At 45.1% G+C, this 18,021-nt stretch carries 10 protein-coding genes; 1 reads left to right on the forward strand and 9 read right to left on the reverse strand.

Annotated elements, in window-relative coordinates; all coding sequences use genetic code 11:
- Nucleotides 1-197 precede the first annotated feature (197 nt).
- Nucleotides 198-1,466, forward strand: coding sequence for an MFS transporter (locus FK220_RS09195; RefSeq protein ID WP_152574016.1), 1,269 nt, complete (start codon nucleotides 198-200; stop codon nucleotides 1,464-1,466).
- Nucleotides 1,467-1,565: 99 nt separating this feature from the next.
- Here FK220_RS09195 and FK220_RS09200 read toward each other — a convergent pair whose 3' ends face one another.
- The 9 genes from FK220_RS09200 to FK220_RS09240 all read right to left on the reverse strand — a co-directional run bounded on the left by FK220_RS09200 (nucleotide 1,566) and on the right by FK220_RS09240 (nucleotide 18,011).
- Nucleotides 1,566-3,023, reverse strand: a complete 1,458-nt coding sequence (locus FK220_RS09200; RefSeq protein ID WP_152574017.1) for a tagaturonate reductase — start codon at nucleotides 3,021-3,023, stop codon at nucleotides 1,566-1,568.
- Nucleotides 3,024-3,028: 5 nt separating this feature from the next.
- On the reverse strand, nucleotides 3,029-4,681 hold the full coding sequence (locus FK220_RS09205; RefSeq protein WP_152574018.1) for a UxaA family hydrolase: 1,653 nt from the start codon (nucleotides 4,679-4,681) through the stop codon (nucleotides 3,029-3,031).
- A 319-nt stretch (nucleotides 4,682-5,000) separates the two neighbouring features.
- Nucleotides 5,001-5,909, reverse strand: coding sequence for a glycoside hydrolase family 17 protein (locus FK220_RS09210; protein WP_152574019.1), 909 nt, complete (start codon nucleotides 5,907-5,909; stop codon nucleotides 5,001-5,003).
- 26 nt (nucleotides 5,910-5,935) lie between these two features.
- Complete coding sequence (locus FK220_RS09215) at nucleotides 5,936-7,501, reverse strand: MFS transporter (protein ID WP_152574020.1); 1,566 nt, start codon at nucleotides 7,499-7,501, stop codon at nucleotides 5,936-5,938.
- A 50-nt stretch (nucleotides 7,502-7,551) separates the two neighbouring features.
- Nucleotides 7,552-9,036, reverse strand: coding sequence for a glycoside hydrolase family 30 protein (locus FK220_RS09220; protein WP_152574021.1), 1,485 nt, complete (start codon nucleotides 9,034-9,036; stop codon nucleotides 7,552-7,554).
- 22 nt (nucleotides 9,037-9,058) lie between these two features.
- Nucleotides 9,059-10,363: a glycosyl hydrolase family 17 protein gene (locus FK220_RS09225; RefSeq protein ID WP_152574022.1), complete on the reverse strand. Its 1,305-nt coding sequence runs from the start codon at nucleotides 10,361-10,363 to the stop codon at nucleotides 9,059-9,061.
- Between the two features lie 15 nt (nucleotides 10,364-10,378).
- Nucleotides 10,379-13,834, reverse strand: coding sequence for a hypothetical protein (locus FK220_RS09230; protein WP_152574023.1), 3,456 nt, complete (start codon nucleotides 13,832-13,834; stop codon nucleotides 10,379-10,381).
- 73 nt (nucleotides 13,835-13,907) lie between these two features.
- Nucleotides 13,908-15,557 (reverse strand): sugar porter family MFS transporter, encoded by a 1,650-nt coding sequence (locus FK220_RS09235; RefSeq protein ID WP_317168321.1) that lies wholly within the window; start codon nucleotides 15,555-15,557, stop codon nucleotides 13,908-13,910.
- Nucleotides 15,558-15,593: 36 nt separating this feature from the next.
- The gene (locus tag FK220_RS09240) at nucleotides 15,594-18,011 is read right to left on the reverse strand and encodes a PKD domain-containing protein (RefSeq protein WP_152574025.1); all 2,418 of its coding nucleotides are present in this window, start codon (nucleotides 18,009-18,011) and stop codon (nucleotides 15,594-15,596) included.
- Between the last annotated feature and the right edge of the window lie 10 nt (nucleotides 18,012-18,021).

Consider the following 18,021-nt stretch of genomic DNA (forward strand, 5'->3'; position numbering starts at 1 on the left):
GTACTATTGGTTTTGTTTTTCAGTCGGTAAATTGTGACATTTTTTTTGCCGAGGCCGTTAAAATCTCAAAATCCCATCGATTTTTTTATGGATAAAATAATTTTAAACTATCTTTTCACTCGGATTGATACCAAATTCAACCTTTCTGAAAACTATTTTCAGGGAATAAATTCATAAACAACCAAACGTTTTAATTTATGGACAATACAGGAAATTCGACATCAGTGAACGCCAACAGACTTTTCTACGGAAGTTGTTTTGCGTTAATTACCACAGCCTTATCATTTAGCATTCGTGCGGGCATCTTACCGCAACTCGGAGAGGAATTAAGTCTTACCGCCGAACAGCTGGGTTACATCAATTCGATGTGGTTTTTAGGTTTCCCCATTTCGATGGTTATCGGGGGTCTTATCTATCACAAAGTAGGTGGCAAAATAATTATGCAGTTCGCTTTTTTTGCCCATGCCATCGGGATTATCATGACCATCTATTCGGGCAGTTATATTGGTCTATTGATTTCCACCTTGCTTATCGGACTGGGTAACGGCTGTACCGAAGCTGCTTGTAACCCTATGATAGCCGATGCTTATCAAGGGAATAGGATGAGTAAGATGATGAACCGTTTTCACATGTGGTTCCCCGGCGGCATCGTCATCGGAAGTTTGGTCTCTAAGTTTATGACCGATGCCGGTTTTGGTTGGGAAACGCAGATATGGGTCATCTTAATACCTGCCTTGATCTATGCCTATTTGTTCTTTGGTCAAAGTTGGCCCAAGGCAAAGGTGCAGGAAGCGGCCACCCTTGCCGGAAACCTAAAGGCAATGGTATCCCCATTGTTTCTTTTCATGATTATTTGCATGGCGCTTACCGCTATCACTGAATTTGGGCCTCAACAGTGGGTAGGTCTCATTTTGGCCAAAAGTGGGGCACAACCCATGTTGGTGCTTGCGTTAGTAACGGGTCTGATGGCGGTTGCCCGTTATTTTGGTGGGGATATGGTACATAAATTCGACCAGACGGGAGTGCTTCTTGGTTCCGCTATCTTAGCGACGATAGGTGTTTATTTATTTAGTACCCAGACAGGCGGGATGGCCTATGTTGCCGCCATATTCTTTGCGCTTGGGGTCGCCTACTTCTGGCCGAACATGATTGGTTTCATAGCCGATAAAATTCCAAAAAGTGGTGCTTTGGGCATGTCTATCATCGGGGCGGTAGGAATGTTTTCCACTTCTATCTTCCAACCGATCATCGGGGGATGGATCGATTCCGATAAAGCAGCGGCCGCAGCGGCCGGACTCACTGGTGACGAGCTTGAATTGGTGGCCGGACAAGCAACGTTGGGCACCATGGTTTCCTTCCCTGCCATACTCATTGTACTCTTTACTATTCTATTGTTTTGGGTTCGTAGTAGAAATGCGAATTCGAAAGCGCAGGCACAGACCCAGGAACCGGCCACTTCGCTTTAATTTCGCTAACCTATTTCGTTGGATTTCGATTTGTCTTCCAAGAAATAGGGTTTGAAGGGATAAAGGGGTTGAAAATCATTTCAACCCTTTTTTACTACCCTAGAAGTTGTCCAAGGACATTAATGTCTTATGAACGGCTTCTTGTTCGATAGCCGCACCGTATCGCGTAACTCGTTCCGCCAACCCTTCAAAAGCGGTCATATCGGTTCCCCAAAGTGACTTGTTCGACAAAATAGCGACTATCAGCGCTTTCATAGACGACTCCTTACCTTCATATTTCGCCCATTGTTCGGCGAAGAATTGGATACTTTCCGACTCGTCGCGCAACTCAATTATTGACCCTTTGAATTCCCCTTTATAATATCGTATCAATGCGGCAAGCACGAATACGATACGTTCCGGGAGTTCCTGGTACCTGTCATAAAAATCTTTCAAGGTAGGCAACAACCGCGTCCGGAACTTGGAAATGCTATTTAGGGCAATACTTTCCAGACGATGTTTTACAAACGGATTTTCAAATCGATTCAAAACATCGGCAATAAAAAGTTGCTTCCGGTCGTCAGGTAAGTCAAGGGTGGGTGCTACTTCCTCCTGCAACAGGGATTTCACAAAATGGCTCATTGCCTCATCCGCCATACAATCCTTTACGGTCCGCATTCCCAACATAAAGCCCACAGGCACCATTGCCGTATGGGCTCCGTTTAGTATTCGGACCTTCATTTCCCGATAGGGAGCCAATTCCTCAACAAAGAAAACGTTCAGCGCGGTTTGGGAAAAGGGAAGCTCTTTTTGAGCCACCTCGGGACCTTGAATTACCCAACTGTGGTAGTACTCCCCGGCCACCATCAATTCATCTTTATATCCTAGTTTGTTTTGGAAGTGTTTTTCCCTATCTGTTGGATAACCGGACACGATACGATCTACCAAGGTGTTACAAAAATAGTTGTTGGTCTTTATCCAATTGTCAAACGCATCCCCTAGCCCCCAATGCTCCGAATACTGCAGTATGGTTTCCTGTAAGACAAACCCGTTATCGACTATTAGCTCACAGGGCAGTATGATGCACCCCTTAGAAGTATCGGCAGCGAAATGCTGGAAACGACGGTACAACCAAACGGTCAATTTGGCCGGAAATTCCTTTGGTGGACTGTCCGCTAAGCGGTCCTCGGTATTGAATCGGATACCTGCCTCCGTGGTATTGGAAACCACAAAACGGATATCGGACTGCTGTGCCAATTCCAAATAGCGCTCCCATTCCGTGTACGGATTGATGATGCCCTGCACGCAGTCTATCTGTTTTATTTCGGTAAACGATTCGCCGCTCGATATGCCATCCAAAATCACTGTAAATAGTCCGTCCTGCGACTTTAGGAGTTGATAATCCCCATGTTCGGTAGGTTTTACGACCACTACACCTCCTTTAAAATCAGTGAGGTCGTTTAAGGTCTGTACCATCCAATCGACAAAGCCACGGAGAAAGTTACCACCACCAAACTGCATCACTTTTATAGGTAGTATTTTGTCACTGTCTGTATTGGCCCTATCGAGTTTTTTCATTCGTACTAGAGTGAAATGCCCCGTTTCCAAGGTATAAAATCATCCTGACCCAATCGCACAGCGGCAGGGATACTTTTACCACTGGCCACTTGAATGATATATTCCAATAGATCGGCGGCCTTTTCTTCCACCGAAGCGGAACCTGTTATAATGTCCCCGGTGTTGAAATCGATGATATCGGCCATGCGCCGGCTAAGGTCGTTGTTGCTGGAAATCTTTATCACCGGTGCCAAAGGGTTTCCGGTAGGTGTTCCGAGTCCCGTGGTGAAGCAAATAATGGTAGCGCCCGAACCGGCGAGGCCTGTAGTGCTCTCCACATCATTTCCGGGGGTACAGAGTAGGTTCAATCCTTTTTTGGAAACCGGTTCTGCATAATCCAACACGTCGGTAATAGGACTTGTGCCTCCTTTTTTAGCCGCTCCCGCCGACTTCATGGCATCGGTTATAAGGCCGTCTTTAATGTTTCCCGGTGAGGGATTGTTGTCAAAACCAGCGCCCACTGCCAATGCACGATTCGAATACGATTGCATCAAGTTAGCGAATTTTTCCGCATCGGTGTCCGTTTCGCAGCGATTGATCAATTCCTGTTCAACTCCGTTCAATTCCGGGAATTCGGAAAGCATGGCGGTTCCTCCCAGCGCAATGAGTAAATCGGCCGTGGCTCCCAAAACCGGGTTGGCGGAGATACCTGAAAACCCATCCGATCCCCCGCATTCCAGTCCCAACACCAAGTGGCTTAAAGCGGCGGGGCGGCGTGCTACCTTATCGGCTTCGATCAAACCCAAAAAGGTTTTTTTGACAGCTTCCTCTATAAAATGTCGTTCGTTTTTACTTTTTTGCTGTTCCAGTACGTGTAGGGGCTTGGAAAAATGAGGGTCTCTTTCGGTGATGGCCTCCTCCAACATCTTGTATTGGGCATTCTGGCATCCCAAGCTTAAAATAGTGGCACCCGCCGTATTCGGGTGGGTGATGTAACCTGCCAAAAGGCTGCATAGTGTTTTCGAATCCTGCCGGGTGCCCCCACAACCGCCGTCGTGGTTCAGGAATTTAATGCCGTCGACATTGGGGAAGATTCTTTTTTGTTTAATGTCCTCCGGGGTCCTGATGATATCGGTAGATAGAATATCCTCCGTGGACGCTCCTGTCTTATACGAATTGACCAGGCTTTCGGTATCGACCATAAAATCGGTGGTGGTATGATAGCCTAGGGATTTCAACAATGCGGATTTCAATACCTCTATGTTTCGGTTTTCACAAAAAACCAAGGGGATTACCAACCAGTGATTAGCGGTGCCTACCCTTCCGTTGGCCCTGTGGTAGCCCTCAAAAGTGCGGTCTTTCCAGAAAGTTACATCGGGGGCTTTCCAAGACGGTTTGTCCGCTCCGATTTGGTATTCCGAGGCGGCATGCGTTGTATTCAGGGTACTAAGGGATTCCCCTTGGGCTATCGGCCGGGTAGCCTTGCCCACCAAAACGCCATACATTACGATTTCATCGCCTTTCGAAAAGGGTCGTATGGCAAACTTATGTTTGGCCTTTATGTTCTGTATCAAGGGAAAATCGAGCGTGCCATAATGTATGTGGGCACCTTTTGGCAAATCGACCAAAGCGACCAGTACATTATCCTTTGGATGTATTTGTAGAAATGGTGTCGGCATGCATCGTATCCTTTCGAATGTCCAAGCTTAAAGGTATACAATATTGTTCTTTCAGGCTATCGAAACCTTTTACCTGCGCGATTCCATAATTGGACATCGGATTTCGGGTTCCGGAAATCGACGACCTTGGCTTTGGATTCCACCCATATTCTTGTAACCATACACTGCTACTATTTCAGCAGCTCAATTGCAACCTTCTGGTCATCCGGAACAGCGTGTTGGGGTTATCATGACAGCGTTTCTAAGAAAGGAGGCGTTTATGCGTATAGGATGTACGAAATTCGAAGCGTTATGGAACGGCTTGCTATTTACTGGCCGATCAAAACTTCAATTTTTCATTTTTATCCCAAAGGCCCCAATAAGCCCCGACATCGCCTTCCGCTCCTACTTTCCAAGATTCATCGAAGGATGAAAAATAGAACATTTCAATATTCTCTTTTGCAGCCCATACCTGGCTATTGATAAAGTATTTCATGGCATTTTCCGCAGAAGGAATCGCTCCTTTCAACCGTTCACCCTGACTTGGCCAACCGGTTTCCGTGATGATTACTTTTTTACCCCTTGCGGCATCCGTGGCCTGCCCAAACATCTGTTGCATATGGTTCAAGGAATATTCTATTGGACATCCCTCCCAGTAGGGATAGCAATTGGAAAGTATCACATCACAGGCTTCCGTTATTTTCGGATGATTGGTAAACTCGTAATAGGCATCTACATATCCTACGGGAATATTCGGTATCGCTTCCTTTACCCTTTGCATGTAGGCAAGTAATTGCTCCTCGTTCAACTCTCCCCTGTATAATACTTCATTGCCAACCGCAGCAATATCCACACAACCTTCCCTGCCCAATGCTATCAAGGCTTGCAGTTCCGTTTCATTGGTCTCCATATCATCACTTAGCCAAGCGCCCACCAAGGTTTTAAGTCCATGTCGATGTGCAATTTTAGGGATGTGCTCGTTTCCTTCAATACAGGAAAAGGAACGTACCCATTTGGTGTAAGGCTTTAAAATCCGCATTCTTCTTGCTACCTGCCCTTCAGTGATGATATCCCCTGGCTGTTGCCCATCTTCATACATGCTAAAACAAATCCCGTGCATTCCGCCTTGAAGTGTTTCCAACCAAAGTGCCCTTAATTCGTCTTCTGGAATTTTGTTAAAATCCACACCCGCGTGTCTTTCATAATTGTGTTTCGCGAGTGAAAAATGATGACCTTCTCTATATGACATTATATTTTATCTATTTAATACCTTTGTTATAATTCTCCCCTACGCTTTACCAACTCTGCCTTGATTTCCTTAGCTCTTTGTTCTGACAAGCTATACTTCCACATCACCCATACGGCGAGTGCCGCGGTAAGCGATGGAACTACGATATCGGCAATTCTCAGCCTGTTCATGGTTTCCACGGTTTGTTCGGTAATATTAGGGTCGAACCCCACAATCTTCAAAATCAATCCCCCTAAAACAAGGGCAATCGACTGACCTATTTTAACCATCAACCAATAAATCGCCCCAAAAGTACCTTCTTTTCTGGGCATACCATTTTCCAATTCGTCCAAATCACATACATCGGCGGTCATAGACATCATTAAAGTGAACAGCCCGCCCATACCGAAAGCGAATAGCGGAATAGGCACGAAAATAAGCCAAGGAATATCATTCCCGGGATCGATAGAGAACCAAGACATTCCTATACTATCAAGAATTGGGTTCAACCATTCAAAAAGAGAACCGATCGCCGAGGTCAATCCTTTCCCCAAACCTGTTTCGTTAAACTGGCGATTGAGTTCTTTATCAAAGCCCCACCACTTTAAAAGATACCCTACTATTGAAAGGATCGTAGAAATAATAAAGGCTTTTTTCTTACCGAATTTATCCGACATTTTTGAAATTATCGGGATTACCAAAAACGCCGTTATCATTGCATTTATGGTGTTGAACCACGCCGGCCATGTACCGGCAATTTCATAACTGCCGTTATACATATAAAATACAATGATGAAAACGCCGAATGCGGCCACCAATTGAAATCCATTAAAGACTAAAAACGTGGCACCACACAGTTTCATAAAGGGTTTGTTTTTGGAAACCTGTACAATCCCGGCTAGCAAATCTTTCATGTTCGCGGCAAGCGTTTTGAAATTTATTTCTTTTCGATTCTCCATATGAGAGGCATCGATACCTTTGCAAAACATTGCCGGCAGGATTCCAAAAACAATACACATCACTCCGACAATAAGGGCCATCGTACGTACCCCTTCCGTTTGTGTATTAAACGTTTCCGAGTCTGGAATGATTACATACAACCATGGCACGATCATCCATGCAATTTGACCCATCGTATTGGAAAAAGCCATCAATCGGGTACGCTCGTTGTAATCTGAGGTCATTTCATAGCCAAGGCCGACCAATGGTGTTGCGAACATCGTATTACCAATAAGGAATAGTAATTGAAGAATCATTACATGCCAAATGATATAGGACTGAGACGCATTATCATCGATTTGCCACATTAAAAAGAAAAGAATACCGCTTATAATTGCACCGACAAAAATATAGGGTCTCCTCCGGCCCCATTTCGATTTGGTATTATCCGAAATGAAACCCATTATCGGATCCGTTATCGAGTCAAATATCCTTGGCAGCCCCCCTAAGAGTCCAGCCCATAAGGGATCTACACCCCAAGCTGTTAGCAAAAAGAACTGAATAAAGACACCCAAGGTTCCAGGCAATATATTCAGTATAAAATGGCCTGCCCCAAAGGCGGACTTTTGCCCTACAGGGACTTTGTCTTTTGAAAGTGTTTTTACTTGACCCATATTTCTTCGTTTAGTCGGTGGTATTCCACATTACGGTAGTTTCGTTGGTTCTATTTGATTATTATGGTTTGAATGGCCTGGGCATTTATTGCAATAACTACATTGCTTTCTCCAAGGGTTAAGCGTACGCTTTTCCCAACGTTTCCTTCATTAAAAAGAATTACCGCTATGGAACCGTCCAAATTTTCAGCCACCGTAACCAATAAGTTGGAATCTGAACTTTCAAACCCGATACGTTTTGCCCCTGGTCTGATAAATCTACTGAAATGACTTAAAACGTAGTAAATGGGGGTGAAATAGACCTCGTCATTATTTGGATCTACTATTACCGGGGCAACGCACCAATTTTTAAACCAGTTGGGTCCGCCTTGCTTGTCCAACACCATATTCCAATCGATCCAACCGTCTACCCAATTGTTCAAGCATCCGATAATATCCCTTGCGTAGCGATTCACCGGAGCATATTTTGGGTGTAGGTGCCTATCTTCCTCCGGGGCCCAATCCCAACCCCAATCGGTCGCCTCTTTTTTCCAATACCAGGCATCCTCTTTCCATTTGGGAATTTCGGCATCTACACAGGCTTCGGTCTGTATCAAATGTTTATCCGGTGCTTTATCGTGCGCATATTGCAGGGCATCCGGAAATACTTCATACGTACTTGCGTACCAATGTATTGCAGTGCCGTCATAGTACTTTGAGGTTTCCTCATTGGCATACATTGCATCGACCCACTCCTTCAGATGTTCCCGGTTTTGGTCATAGCCCAATATTTTTACATCGTGCCCGTTGGCTTCAAGGGTGGGCCCTAAGTCATTTTGGACAAAATCGGTCATTTCCTCTGCAGTGAAATGCATGCTCTCCCAGTTGTTGTCGTTCCCCAAGGGCTCATTTTCAACGGTAAACCCCCAGATACCTATGCCTTGTTCTTTATAGGCATCCAAATACTTGGAAAAGAATTGGGCCCAGGTAGCCCTATATTCCGGCAGAAGCTTCCCACCCCTCCAGTCGTTGTTATCCTTCATCCATGGTGGTGCGGTCCACGGCGATGATATGATCTTAAAGCCATCTTTGGATAGTGCCATTGCATCCTTGATCATGGGGATAATATCGTCTTTATCTTCCTCAATCGAGAAGTTTTTTAGCTCGATGTCTCCTTCAACTGGCGCATAGGAATAATTGCTCAGCGAAAAGTCACACGAGTTCATATGGGTGCGGGTCAATGAATATCGTGCCCCACTTTCCCCAAAATAAGCTTCTAAAATCCCGGTTCGATTTGCTTTGCCCATCTGGTTCAGTAATGAGGCCGAAGCTTCGGTAAAAGAACCACCAAATCCGGTAATCGTCTGAAATTTTTCTTCCGGAATTATTTTGACATCAACCGCCTCGACCGCTGTTGAAAACTCCGTAAGCCGGGTCAACTTATTTCCATTTGCCGAACTTTCAAAGACCTCGACTTGCAGGGGTTCCGGTTTTTCATCGCAACTAAGCATGAGAAAAGTGATTAGGATATATATGCCATACTTAAACACTTTCATAGGTAAAGGTTTAGGACACTTATTATTGATGTGCCGCAATTTCGTTCGCGGTCGGAGGCACCGATACTGTTTTCATCAATTCCCCTTTATCCCCATCGTACGTTTTGGTGATTGGGTTTCCGTTTCTTGTCAAGCCTTCAAAAATCCCCTTATCGACCAAATCCCAAATAGCATATTTTGCCTGGCCGTTTATCGTAAACAGTCCAAAGTGATTTTCAGACCCCTTGGCGTTTTGGGCATCTTTCCAAGGCTCGTTAAAGGCTTCGAAATAGAAACACGATATACCCGATTCATTGGTCCAATCCCTCATGAGTCGGTGATACAAGCCTTCCTTATACTCGTCGGTCGCCTTTGAACCGGTAGGGCCGTAATGGCCGTTTGAAACCGTGGCCCAGCCTGTTTCACCGATATGAATGGGTTTGGAAATTCCAAGACTTTTTAGGTAGTTGGATACGCTATCATATTGTGATTTTGCAAATTCCAATGCCCGCACCATGGCCGCATCGATTTTTTCGATATCCGATAGTGCCTCCTGATCTTCAGGAACACCCCAAAATGCTGGATTGTAGTGTGTGTTATGATAGGGATAGGTATGCATCGAAATATAGTCGACGGCCCGCACCAGTTTTTCCAGATCCCCGGTGTGATAGCTTGCATCTCCCCCACCCCAGGACGAAAAGTCATCCGAGCTCGTTATCCATAAATCCTTTGGTAATGTTCCCGCCCTCTTTAGGTCCTGTAAGTGATTTACCCATTTCAGAATGACACTCGGCTGTACATAATAGCTTGTAGCCCAGGTGACCATGGCCTCATTACCTACCGCGATTATTTTAACGATATCGGGATACAGTTTTGCCAATCTGACGGCTTCCTCGATCTCCACCGCATTCCTTACACTTTCCTGATGATGATCGGGTTCTTGATCGGTCCATGCATTTTTACAGTCGATCCATGCACCGAGCATCACATACATTTCGAAACCCGGGTCTTCTTTCTTCAATTCGCTGATCGCTTGTAAGACATTCGAGGCATGAGGCAAATGAACCTTGTAAGTACGTATAATTTTTACGCCCATTGCCGCCAAGATTTTCATATCTTCCTTAAGCTCGTCCAGAGTAGGCTCAATGTCATGGTCTACATGTCGATACCCGCCATAGGACATGGCCAAATACGCCGGGTTTCCTAGAATATCCTTGGCACTTACACTTGATTCCTTTGTCACTTTTTCCGTTTTGTTTTCTGTTTCCGAATTGTTTTTGCATGAGAACACCAATGCTATGAGCAGCATAATGGTGATCATCGTAGTACTTTTTTTTCGATTCTTCATACCTCTATCCACTTTTCATTTCTCCATTGACACAATGATACTTTCCACCTCTCCCGTTCTTCCAAATATCCTGTTGCTGGTTTTCGAGTCAAGTTGATGACCAATGGTTTCCATCGATGAACCATCGGCCATGAGCACTTTCAAACCTGTAGCCTCGGATAATTTATAGACCATGGGTACTTGGCAATAGGTGAAGCCAAGGGAATCTTTTTCCAATTCCATATTCTTCACTTCGCCACCGACCGATATGTAGGTGAAGGTTGAAGCGTTTTTTAAAAATTCCTCTTTTCGCAACAACCGTGGGTCGAAGGTTAACCTTCCTTCTTTCACAAAAACACCCAACTCCCCGAACCTACTTAGAATGTCTTCTTTCACTTGGCCTGTCATACCCGGTTGCTGAGCGCCTTTGCCTGCTGGCGTGTGGGAATACGGGTCCGTTGGAAAAGCACCGTACAATTCCGGGGACTTATGTACCCCAATGCCTTCATTGATTTCGTAATAATGCGCTAACAACTTCCCTATGGTTTCCTCACTTTCTTTTTTTTCAATGGCTCTTAAGCAGGTTTCCTGAACGGCCAGTAATAGCTTTGAGACCATGTGCCAGTAAATAGAGCCAAGACCCTCATAACCGAAGAAGGTTCCAGACCGCCCCGTGAACGACTTATGGTCGAAAACCTCTTCAAAAATATCCAATAAAAGCTGCCTATCTTTAGTAATCCATTCGTCATATTCATTCGGTAACTGCGACAAGGCTTTTTTTAAGCTTTCGGCATTGTTGAAAGAACCGTTGAAATGATAGTCGCCATTGATATCTTTCTCAATTATCTGTGAATTATCATCATTCAAAAGCTGTTGTACCAAGGTTGATTTTTCTATTTCTTCAGATGGGATGTTGTTCTTTTCGGTAAAACGAGGCAATTCCTTATTCGGATACAGGATGTAGCTATATTGATCGGGTCTAAACAGCGTACTATTCTTAAGCGCATCCAATACGCTCAAGGACGCTTTTGCCGAGAGATAGCCGGCACTTAAAACGGCTACCTGACCCTCGAGCATTTCCGACAGGTAAGAAATAGATACCTCCGTATTGTTTTTAACGGTCATCAAATTGTAGGCATGGTATAGATTATCTTCGCGTTTGTTGGCCTCAATACTATGCTCAAGGTATGTAAGGCAAACCTGAACAAACTGCAATATGTCCCCCCTTGTTATTTTCTCCTTCTTGGAAGCAAAACCATTTTCATAAATGGTCTTTCTGTATTGGCTACCTGCATTCCCCAATCCGTCCATCACTGTTTTCCTGTCCGAGTCCGAAACTTTATTGGAAAGAATGGGTAGGTTGACGAGAAGTGTATCCCGTACCCCATTAAAGAATGCGATCAGTTCTTTTGAGATTGGATATTCTTCTTCCGACGTATGTTGAACCAAGCCTTCGAAAAACTTTAAAAATCTTCTCAGGTAGTAAAGGGTCACCATGGAAACACCGTTACCCACCAGCGCATTATTGGCATCGTTCCATTCCGGTCGCTGCGTATTCATCCAAATACCTGCTTCAGGGATAAAATTGGATACTTTTGCCAATACCGTAGCCAACAGTTTTTCCAGTAGGTTGACCTGATAGATGGATTGGTCCGCACCCTTTAACAAGGCCGCATCGGCTCCTTTCCGCTCCCGGTCCCTGTTGATTTCAGCATCCAATTCGGCATCAAAGACAATGGTGTCCTTCGGGTTTTTGAGTACATCGGCATAGTCCTTTATCTTATAGGGTACATTGGCGTATACGAACATGTCTTGGTTAAAATAGGCAGCCAGTTTGTTCGGGTAATGGTTTTCAATGAATTCCAGAAATTTCAAAAGATAAATAATCTGATGATCGCCCCAATACCCGATGTATGACCAGGGGTCGTCCGGTTCGATAGCCTCCCAGTCGAAGCCGTCTTTCGTGACCCTGTACGGGTTGTAACCATCAAAGGTTGTGGCATTGAGAAACTTATGGATCATACTCTCGATAAACGCCGGATAGGAATGCGCCAACGCCTCCCAATTTTGAAAAATATCGCGCCAGTTTCCCTCATAGTCCAATACTTTTTTACCATCATCCGTCTCCGTGTTGATTGAGAATTTATTCCACGGACGGCTTGGATCACCGTGCCTTCTACTAAATTTCAACGGCATGTACTCCAAAGCCAGTCTTTTGAAATTGCTGTTATGCTCGTTATCGGCCAGCTGTTTCAAGTAATTAAGCCCAAACTCCTCCGGAAGTTTTTCCAACGCTATCCTCTTTTCTTGGTATACTTCCTTATTCGCGTTTTGAATATACTGTACAAAATCAGCCTTCTCAATGGTATAGTTGTTATCAAAAATACCACCCCGCATGATGTTGAAGAGCGTGTTTGAAAAGTGACGGGTATTCCTCAATTTATCAGCCGTCAATTGCATGGCATCTGCCCCTGCGTTTAACGCCAAGAGGTTCTTTGATCCTTTTTCAATGTCTTCTAGAACGATTTGGGACAGGTTTTTCCTGTTCTTTATTTTGTCGGTAATCTTTGCAATAGCCCCCCGAGACTGATTTACCTCCGCCACGATCATCCAATGCCTTTCATCCCCGGATTTCAAGGAGATATCGGCACAAACAAAATAGGCTCCCTTTTCGGCCTTTACAGCCGTCTCTTGTCGGAGTTGGTGCCCTTTTCTGAATGCATCCAATTGTAGGGAAGAAACCAAATAGGTCGCATTATTGATTCCAGTGGACCAGACCGTGGTCGCTTTTAAGGCTTCACTGGGTTCGGCCCGATCCACAATGATTGCGCTTAGGGCATAAACACCGAGGCCATACTCGGCTTCCAACTCATTTTTTTTGTACGCATCCACCAAGTTGCTACTATTGTTTTGCAAAGCGGAATTGACACCATAAGGCATAATGTTCTGAATGCCATCCAAAACTGTTATTTCAATCGCCTCATCGCGATTATTCCCAATAGTCGCCCTTTTAACAAAACCAAATTGACTACTTGAATTCCAATGGTATCGAAAAGTGAGTCCCAAATCATCATTGACCTCCTCAAAAACAATTTTATTACCGTAACTATTTTTATAAAGATTTCTGTGGATAGTATAAATACCTGAATACCTATTGGAAAAAGGTTCCCATAGATGCGTTTTACCATCCAGATGAAGCTGGAATATGGTTTTACTTCCCGTTATATCGGCAGATTCGGTGATTTTATCATCGGTATAATATGGAAACAACGCCGATTCGGAATTTTTTCTTCCAGCGGATAATCCACCATTGCTCGATATAAACATCCAGTGATTGGAATCACTTACAATGCTCATAAAGAACGGACGCATGGCATCGTAGTTCGAAATTTTATAATAAACTTCGTTTTCAAAGACTACTTGTTTCCCGTTTACCGCGTCTGCATCATAAACCGCCTTTTGATTTCCTATAAAAATTGAATTTGTGCCCATCCTTTTTTTTCTAACAACCGCTATCCAATGAATTCCAAACGATTTCTGTTCTATTTGAATTACTAATCCTGTTTTATTTTCTAATCAACAATTCCTCCACTTCCTCCAAGGTTTTTCCTTTGGTCTCAACCACGTACTTATAAACAAAGAGAATCGCACAAAGGGAAAGTAGGGCATAGATCCCAAAAGTAATCGTAGGACCCAGATTTGATAGTTCCCAAGGGAAAACCTGGGTGACCGAAAAACTTATCAGCGAGTTAAAAAAACCAACCACGGATATTGCGATTCCCTTTATCTTACTGGGAAAAATCTCGGAAATTAGGGTCCACATCACAGGACCCAGGGAAATCGCAAAAGAGGCTACGTACAACAGAATGGCAACGAGCACCAAGGTAGCATTTATCCGTATAAAGTTGGTAATCCGGTTTCGCTTAAAGTCTAAAAACTGATTCGCAGTCAACTTTGATTCCACTTCTTTAAACAGCGCTGCCTGTCCTTCAAATGATCTACCATCCAAATCGGATAGGGCCATCCTCATTTCTTGGTCGTCAATTTTACCCAGTGTCTCCCCGCTAAAACTGTAGGAAGCGTTGTTAAAAGCGACAGCTGCCATTACCAAGGCAATGGTCATACATGTGGTGCCTATCAATAACAGGGGTTTTCTTCCCAACTTATCGATCAACCAAATGGCAACCAAGGTAAACACCAAATTGGTCAACCCTACAACAATTGCCTGAAGAAAAGAGGAATCGGTCGTGCCACCGGCTTGTTCAAAAATGGTCGGGGCATAATAGAAAATGGCGTTGATTCCTGTAATCTGTTGAAAGAACGCGATCCCAAAAGCAATGATCATTATGGTCGTATACTTGTTTTGAAACAAATCGGAAAGCGTTCCTTTCTTCTCCTTCTTTGCGATTCCCCGTTGTATTTCCGAAATGGTTATTTCGGCATATTCCTCACCACCGATCTTCTGTAGGATTTTGCGGGCCAATTGAACCTTGTTCAGTTTTTGAATGAGCCATCTAGGACTTCTTGGTACCGTAAAGAGCGCCAGGAAATAAATCAAGGCGGGGATGGCTTCCACGCCTAACATCCACCGCCAGCTTTCCCCCTCCAAATTGACCAAAAAGTAATTGGAAAAGTAGGCAACCGAAATGCCGATAACGATATTCAATTGATTGAAGGAAACCAAACTTCCTCGAAGTTTGGGTGGGGCTATCTCCGCAATGTACACGGGCGCTATCAAGATAGCACCACCTATGCCGATACCGCCTATGATCCTCGCCGTGATAAATTCAATATACCCGGTGGCCAAAGCCGACCAAGTTGCCGATATCGTAAAAAGGGCCGCCACAACGATCAATACTTTTTTTCTGCCAAATTTATCCGCTAACGGGCCCGCCATCAGATTTCCCGCCATTGCGCCAAAAATCACACACCCTACCGAAAAGCCCAACATCCATTCGGTCATTTCAAAATATACGGTTATTCCTTTAACGGCTCCTGAGATGACGGCACTGTCGAAGCCCAAAAGGAATCCCCCCAACGCAACGATCAGGCTGATCAACACCGTGTAGGATTTGTTCATTTTGATTACGTCGTCGGTTGTTTCCATTTCCTGTTTTTTGAATTGCCCAAAATATAGGTCAACCAATACATTGATTGCCTTTGCTTTAAAAGTAAGGCTAAACTTTGGAAAAAAGCTAGCAACCGGACACTCCAAGCCAGCCTTTTTCCAGTATTGTTGTGTACTACCCGACTATTCCAGGATTAAATCATCCAAATAATATGTGCCTCCGGAAGTGATAGGGCTATCCGTCTGGTCATTATCCGGTTTTATAACCAATTGGCTGTATGACGTCGGTGAGGCAGGTAGGTTTATGAACGTAAATTCAACCTCTGTCCACTCATTGGCATTTGGAATGGTTACAAAAACCGGGGCTGGATTTCCGATGCTACCATCGTTCGGATTGGCAAGCAGCTCAAACCTAAAAACCACGTTGGCTTTTGTGGAATACACTTTGACTTTGAATGTATCGGTCGTGGTTAAATCAAAATTTGATGGAAATACATTTTGAATTCCTGCAAAGAAATCCGAGCCCGTAGGCTTGTCTACCTGCAAAACAAAATCAGAGGTGTTGATACCGGTCTGGAACGGATTCGCGACCAGTTCCGAGGTAATCCCCGCTCCAAAATTCTGGGAAGAAAGGAACGTTTCACAGCCTTCGAAATCTAATGGAAGCGCTGTAGCCGCTATTTCGGTATCGGTACATCCACCACTACCCCCACCGCTACTGGCCGTGTAGAAAAACACATTGTCCACAAAGATGTTCGCCTCTAGCCCATCACCCAGAACGTCGAAGATGATCTGGTTGATCGTCGGGTCGTCGGGCAACGGCCCTTCACTACCGAGTGAGGGTACCAAATCGGCAAGCGCCACATCGATGCTATTCCATTGGCCACCTGTCAAGTTCACCTCTACGTCCTCCCTGGAAACAGGGTCGGTAAAGGAAATGAGACCGGCCCTGAACGAAACATCCTCGGCCACCCAAATGTCCATACTGAAGTGGGTCCTTCCGTCAAAACCTGTATCATTCTGTAGCCCCACGAAATTGGTGTTGGCATAGCTCCATACGTCATCACCGGCCACCTGGATCTCCGAGAACGTGGCCCCGCCATCGTTGCCAAATGCCCTGGGGTTGGTCCCCGATGCGTCGGTGTAAGCATTACTGAACACCGAAGTCACGTTCGCCGCATCCTGGGTCGGTGCTGGTGCCGCCATGGTCGGTTCGGTGGGCATTCCACCACCATCGGCGGTATAGAAAAACACATTGTCCACAAAGATGTTCGCCTCTACCCCATCACCCAGAACGTCGAAGATGATCTGGTTGATCGTCGGGTCGTCGGGCAACGGCCCTTCACTGCCGAGTGAGGGTACCAAATCGGCAAGCGCCACATCGATGCTATTCCATTGACCACCTGTCAAGTTCACCTCTACGTCCTCCCTGGAAACGGGGTCGGTAAAGGAAATGAGACCGGCCCTGAACGAAACATCCTCGGCCACCCAAATGTCCATACTGAAGTGGGTCCTTCCGTCAAAACCTGTATCATTCTGTAGCCCCACGAAATTGGTGTTGGCATAGCTCCATACATCATCACCGGCCACCTGGATCTCCGAGAACGTGGCCCCGCCATCGTTGCCAAATGCCCTGGGGTTGGTCCCCGATGCGTCGGTGTAAGCATTACTGAACACCGAAGTCACGTTCGCCGCATCCTGGGTCGGTGCTGGTGCCGCCATGGTCGGTTCGGTGGGCATTCCACCACCATCGCCGGCGTTTTGAACAATATTATCCACTAAGAAAGTACCCTCAACCCCAGGATCAGCATTAAACCCAATAAATAATATCATTTGACCATATTGACCATCCGGAACCAAAGGCTGCCCATTTTGGGAATCACCATCAATGAAACTAGCTACTGCATCGACGGCAAAGTCAAAACTTAAGGTTTCCCAGCCAGAACCGGTATGCGTTGTCAAAACTTCTACATCCCTAGCTCCGCCCTCACCGTTTTCAAACTTGACCAAAACAGCGATTTGTTCAGAAGAAAACAACTCCAACTGAATCGTCTTATTTTCACCGCCAAAGTCTACTGCCGTTCCCAAAGGGAATTGCACATTTTGGAATTGACCGCCACCGGCTATCATTTGTCCAACATTGGTGGTGTTTCCATTGCCCGTTTCGGGGTTTGTTACTATCGAGAAGCCGATATTGTCCCCTACAATGGCATCATAACCAACATTGGTGCCGTCAAAAACAATGGGCAATGCTATTGGCGCCAGAGGTTCCGGGATACTGATGGTAATTTCATCCTCAAAAGTATCCGAGGCCCCTGCTACGTTTGAAGCCTCCAACTTTACCGTGAAGGTACCACTGGCAAAAGTTTTGACGGGATTGATTTCCGTAGAGGTATCGCCGTCACCAAAATCCCATTTATAGGAGCTTGCCTCTTCGGAGATGTTTATAAACGTAACCGTACCCGTGTCCCCGTTTTGAGTAAAGGTAAATCCGGCCACTACTTTCGGCAAATTCGCATCGTCGTCTTCATCGCAACCAAAAAAGGATACGGCCAAGGTGAATATGAAAACAAGCTTGGACTTTCTTATTAATTCTTTCATAGTAATTCGT

Source organism: Pelagihabitans pacificus, assembly GCF_009371985.2.
Lineage (GTDB): Bacteria > Bacteroidota > Bacteroidia > Flavobacteriales > Flavobacteriaceae > Pelagihabitans > Pelagihabitans pacificus.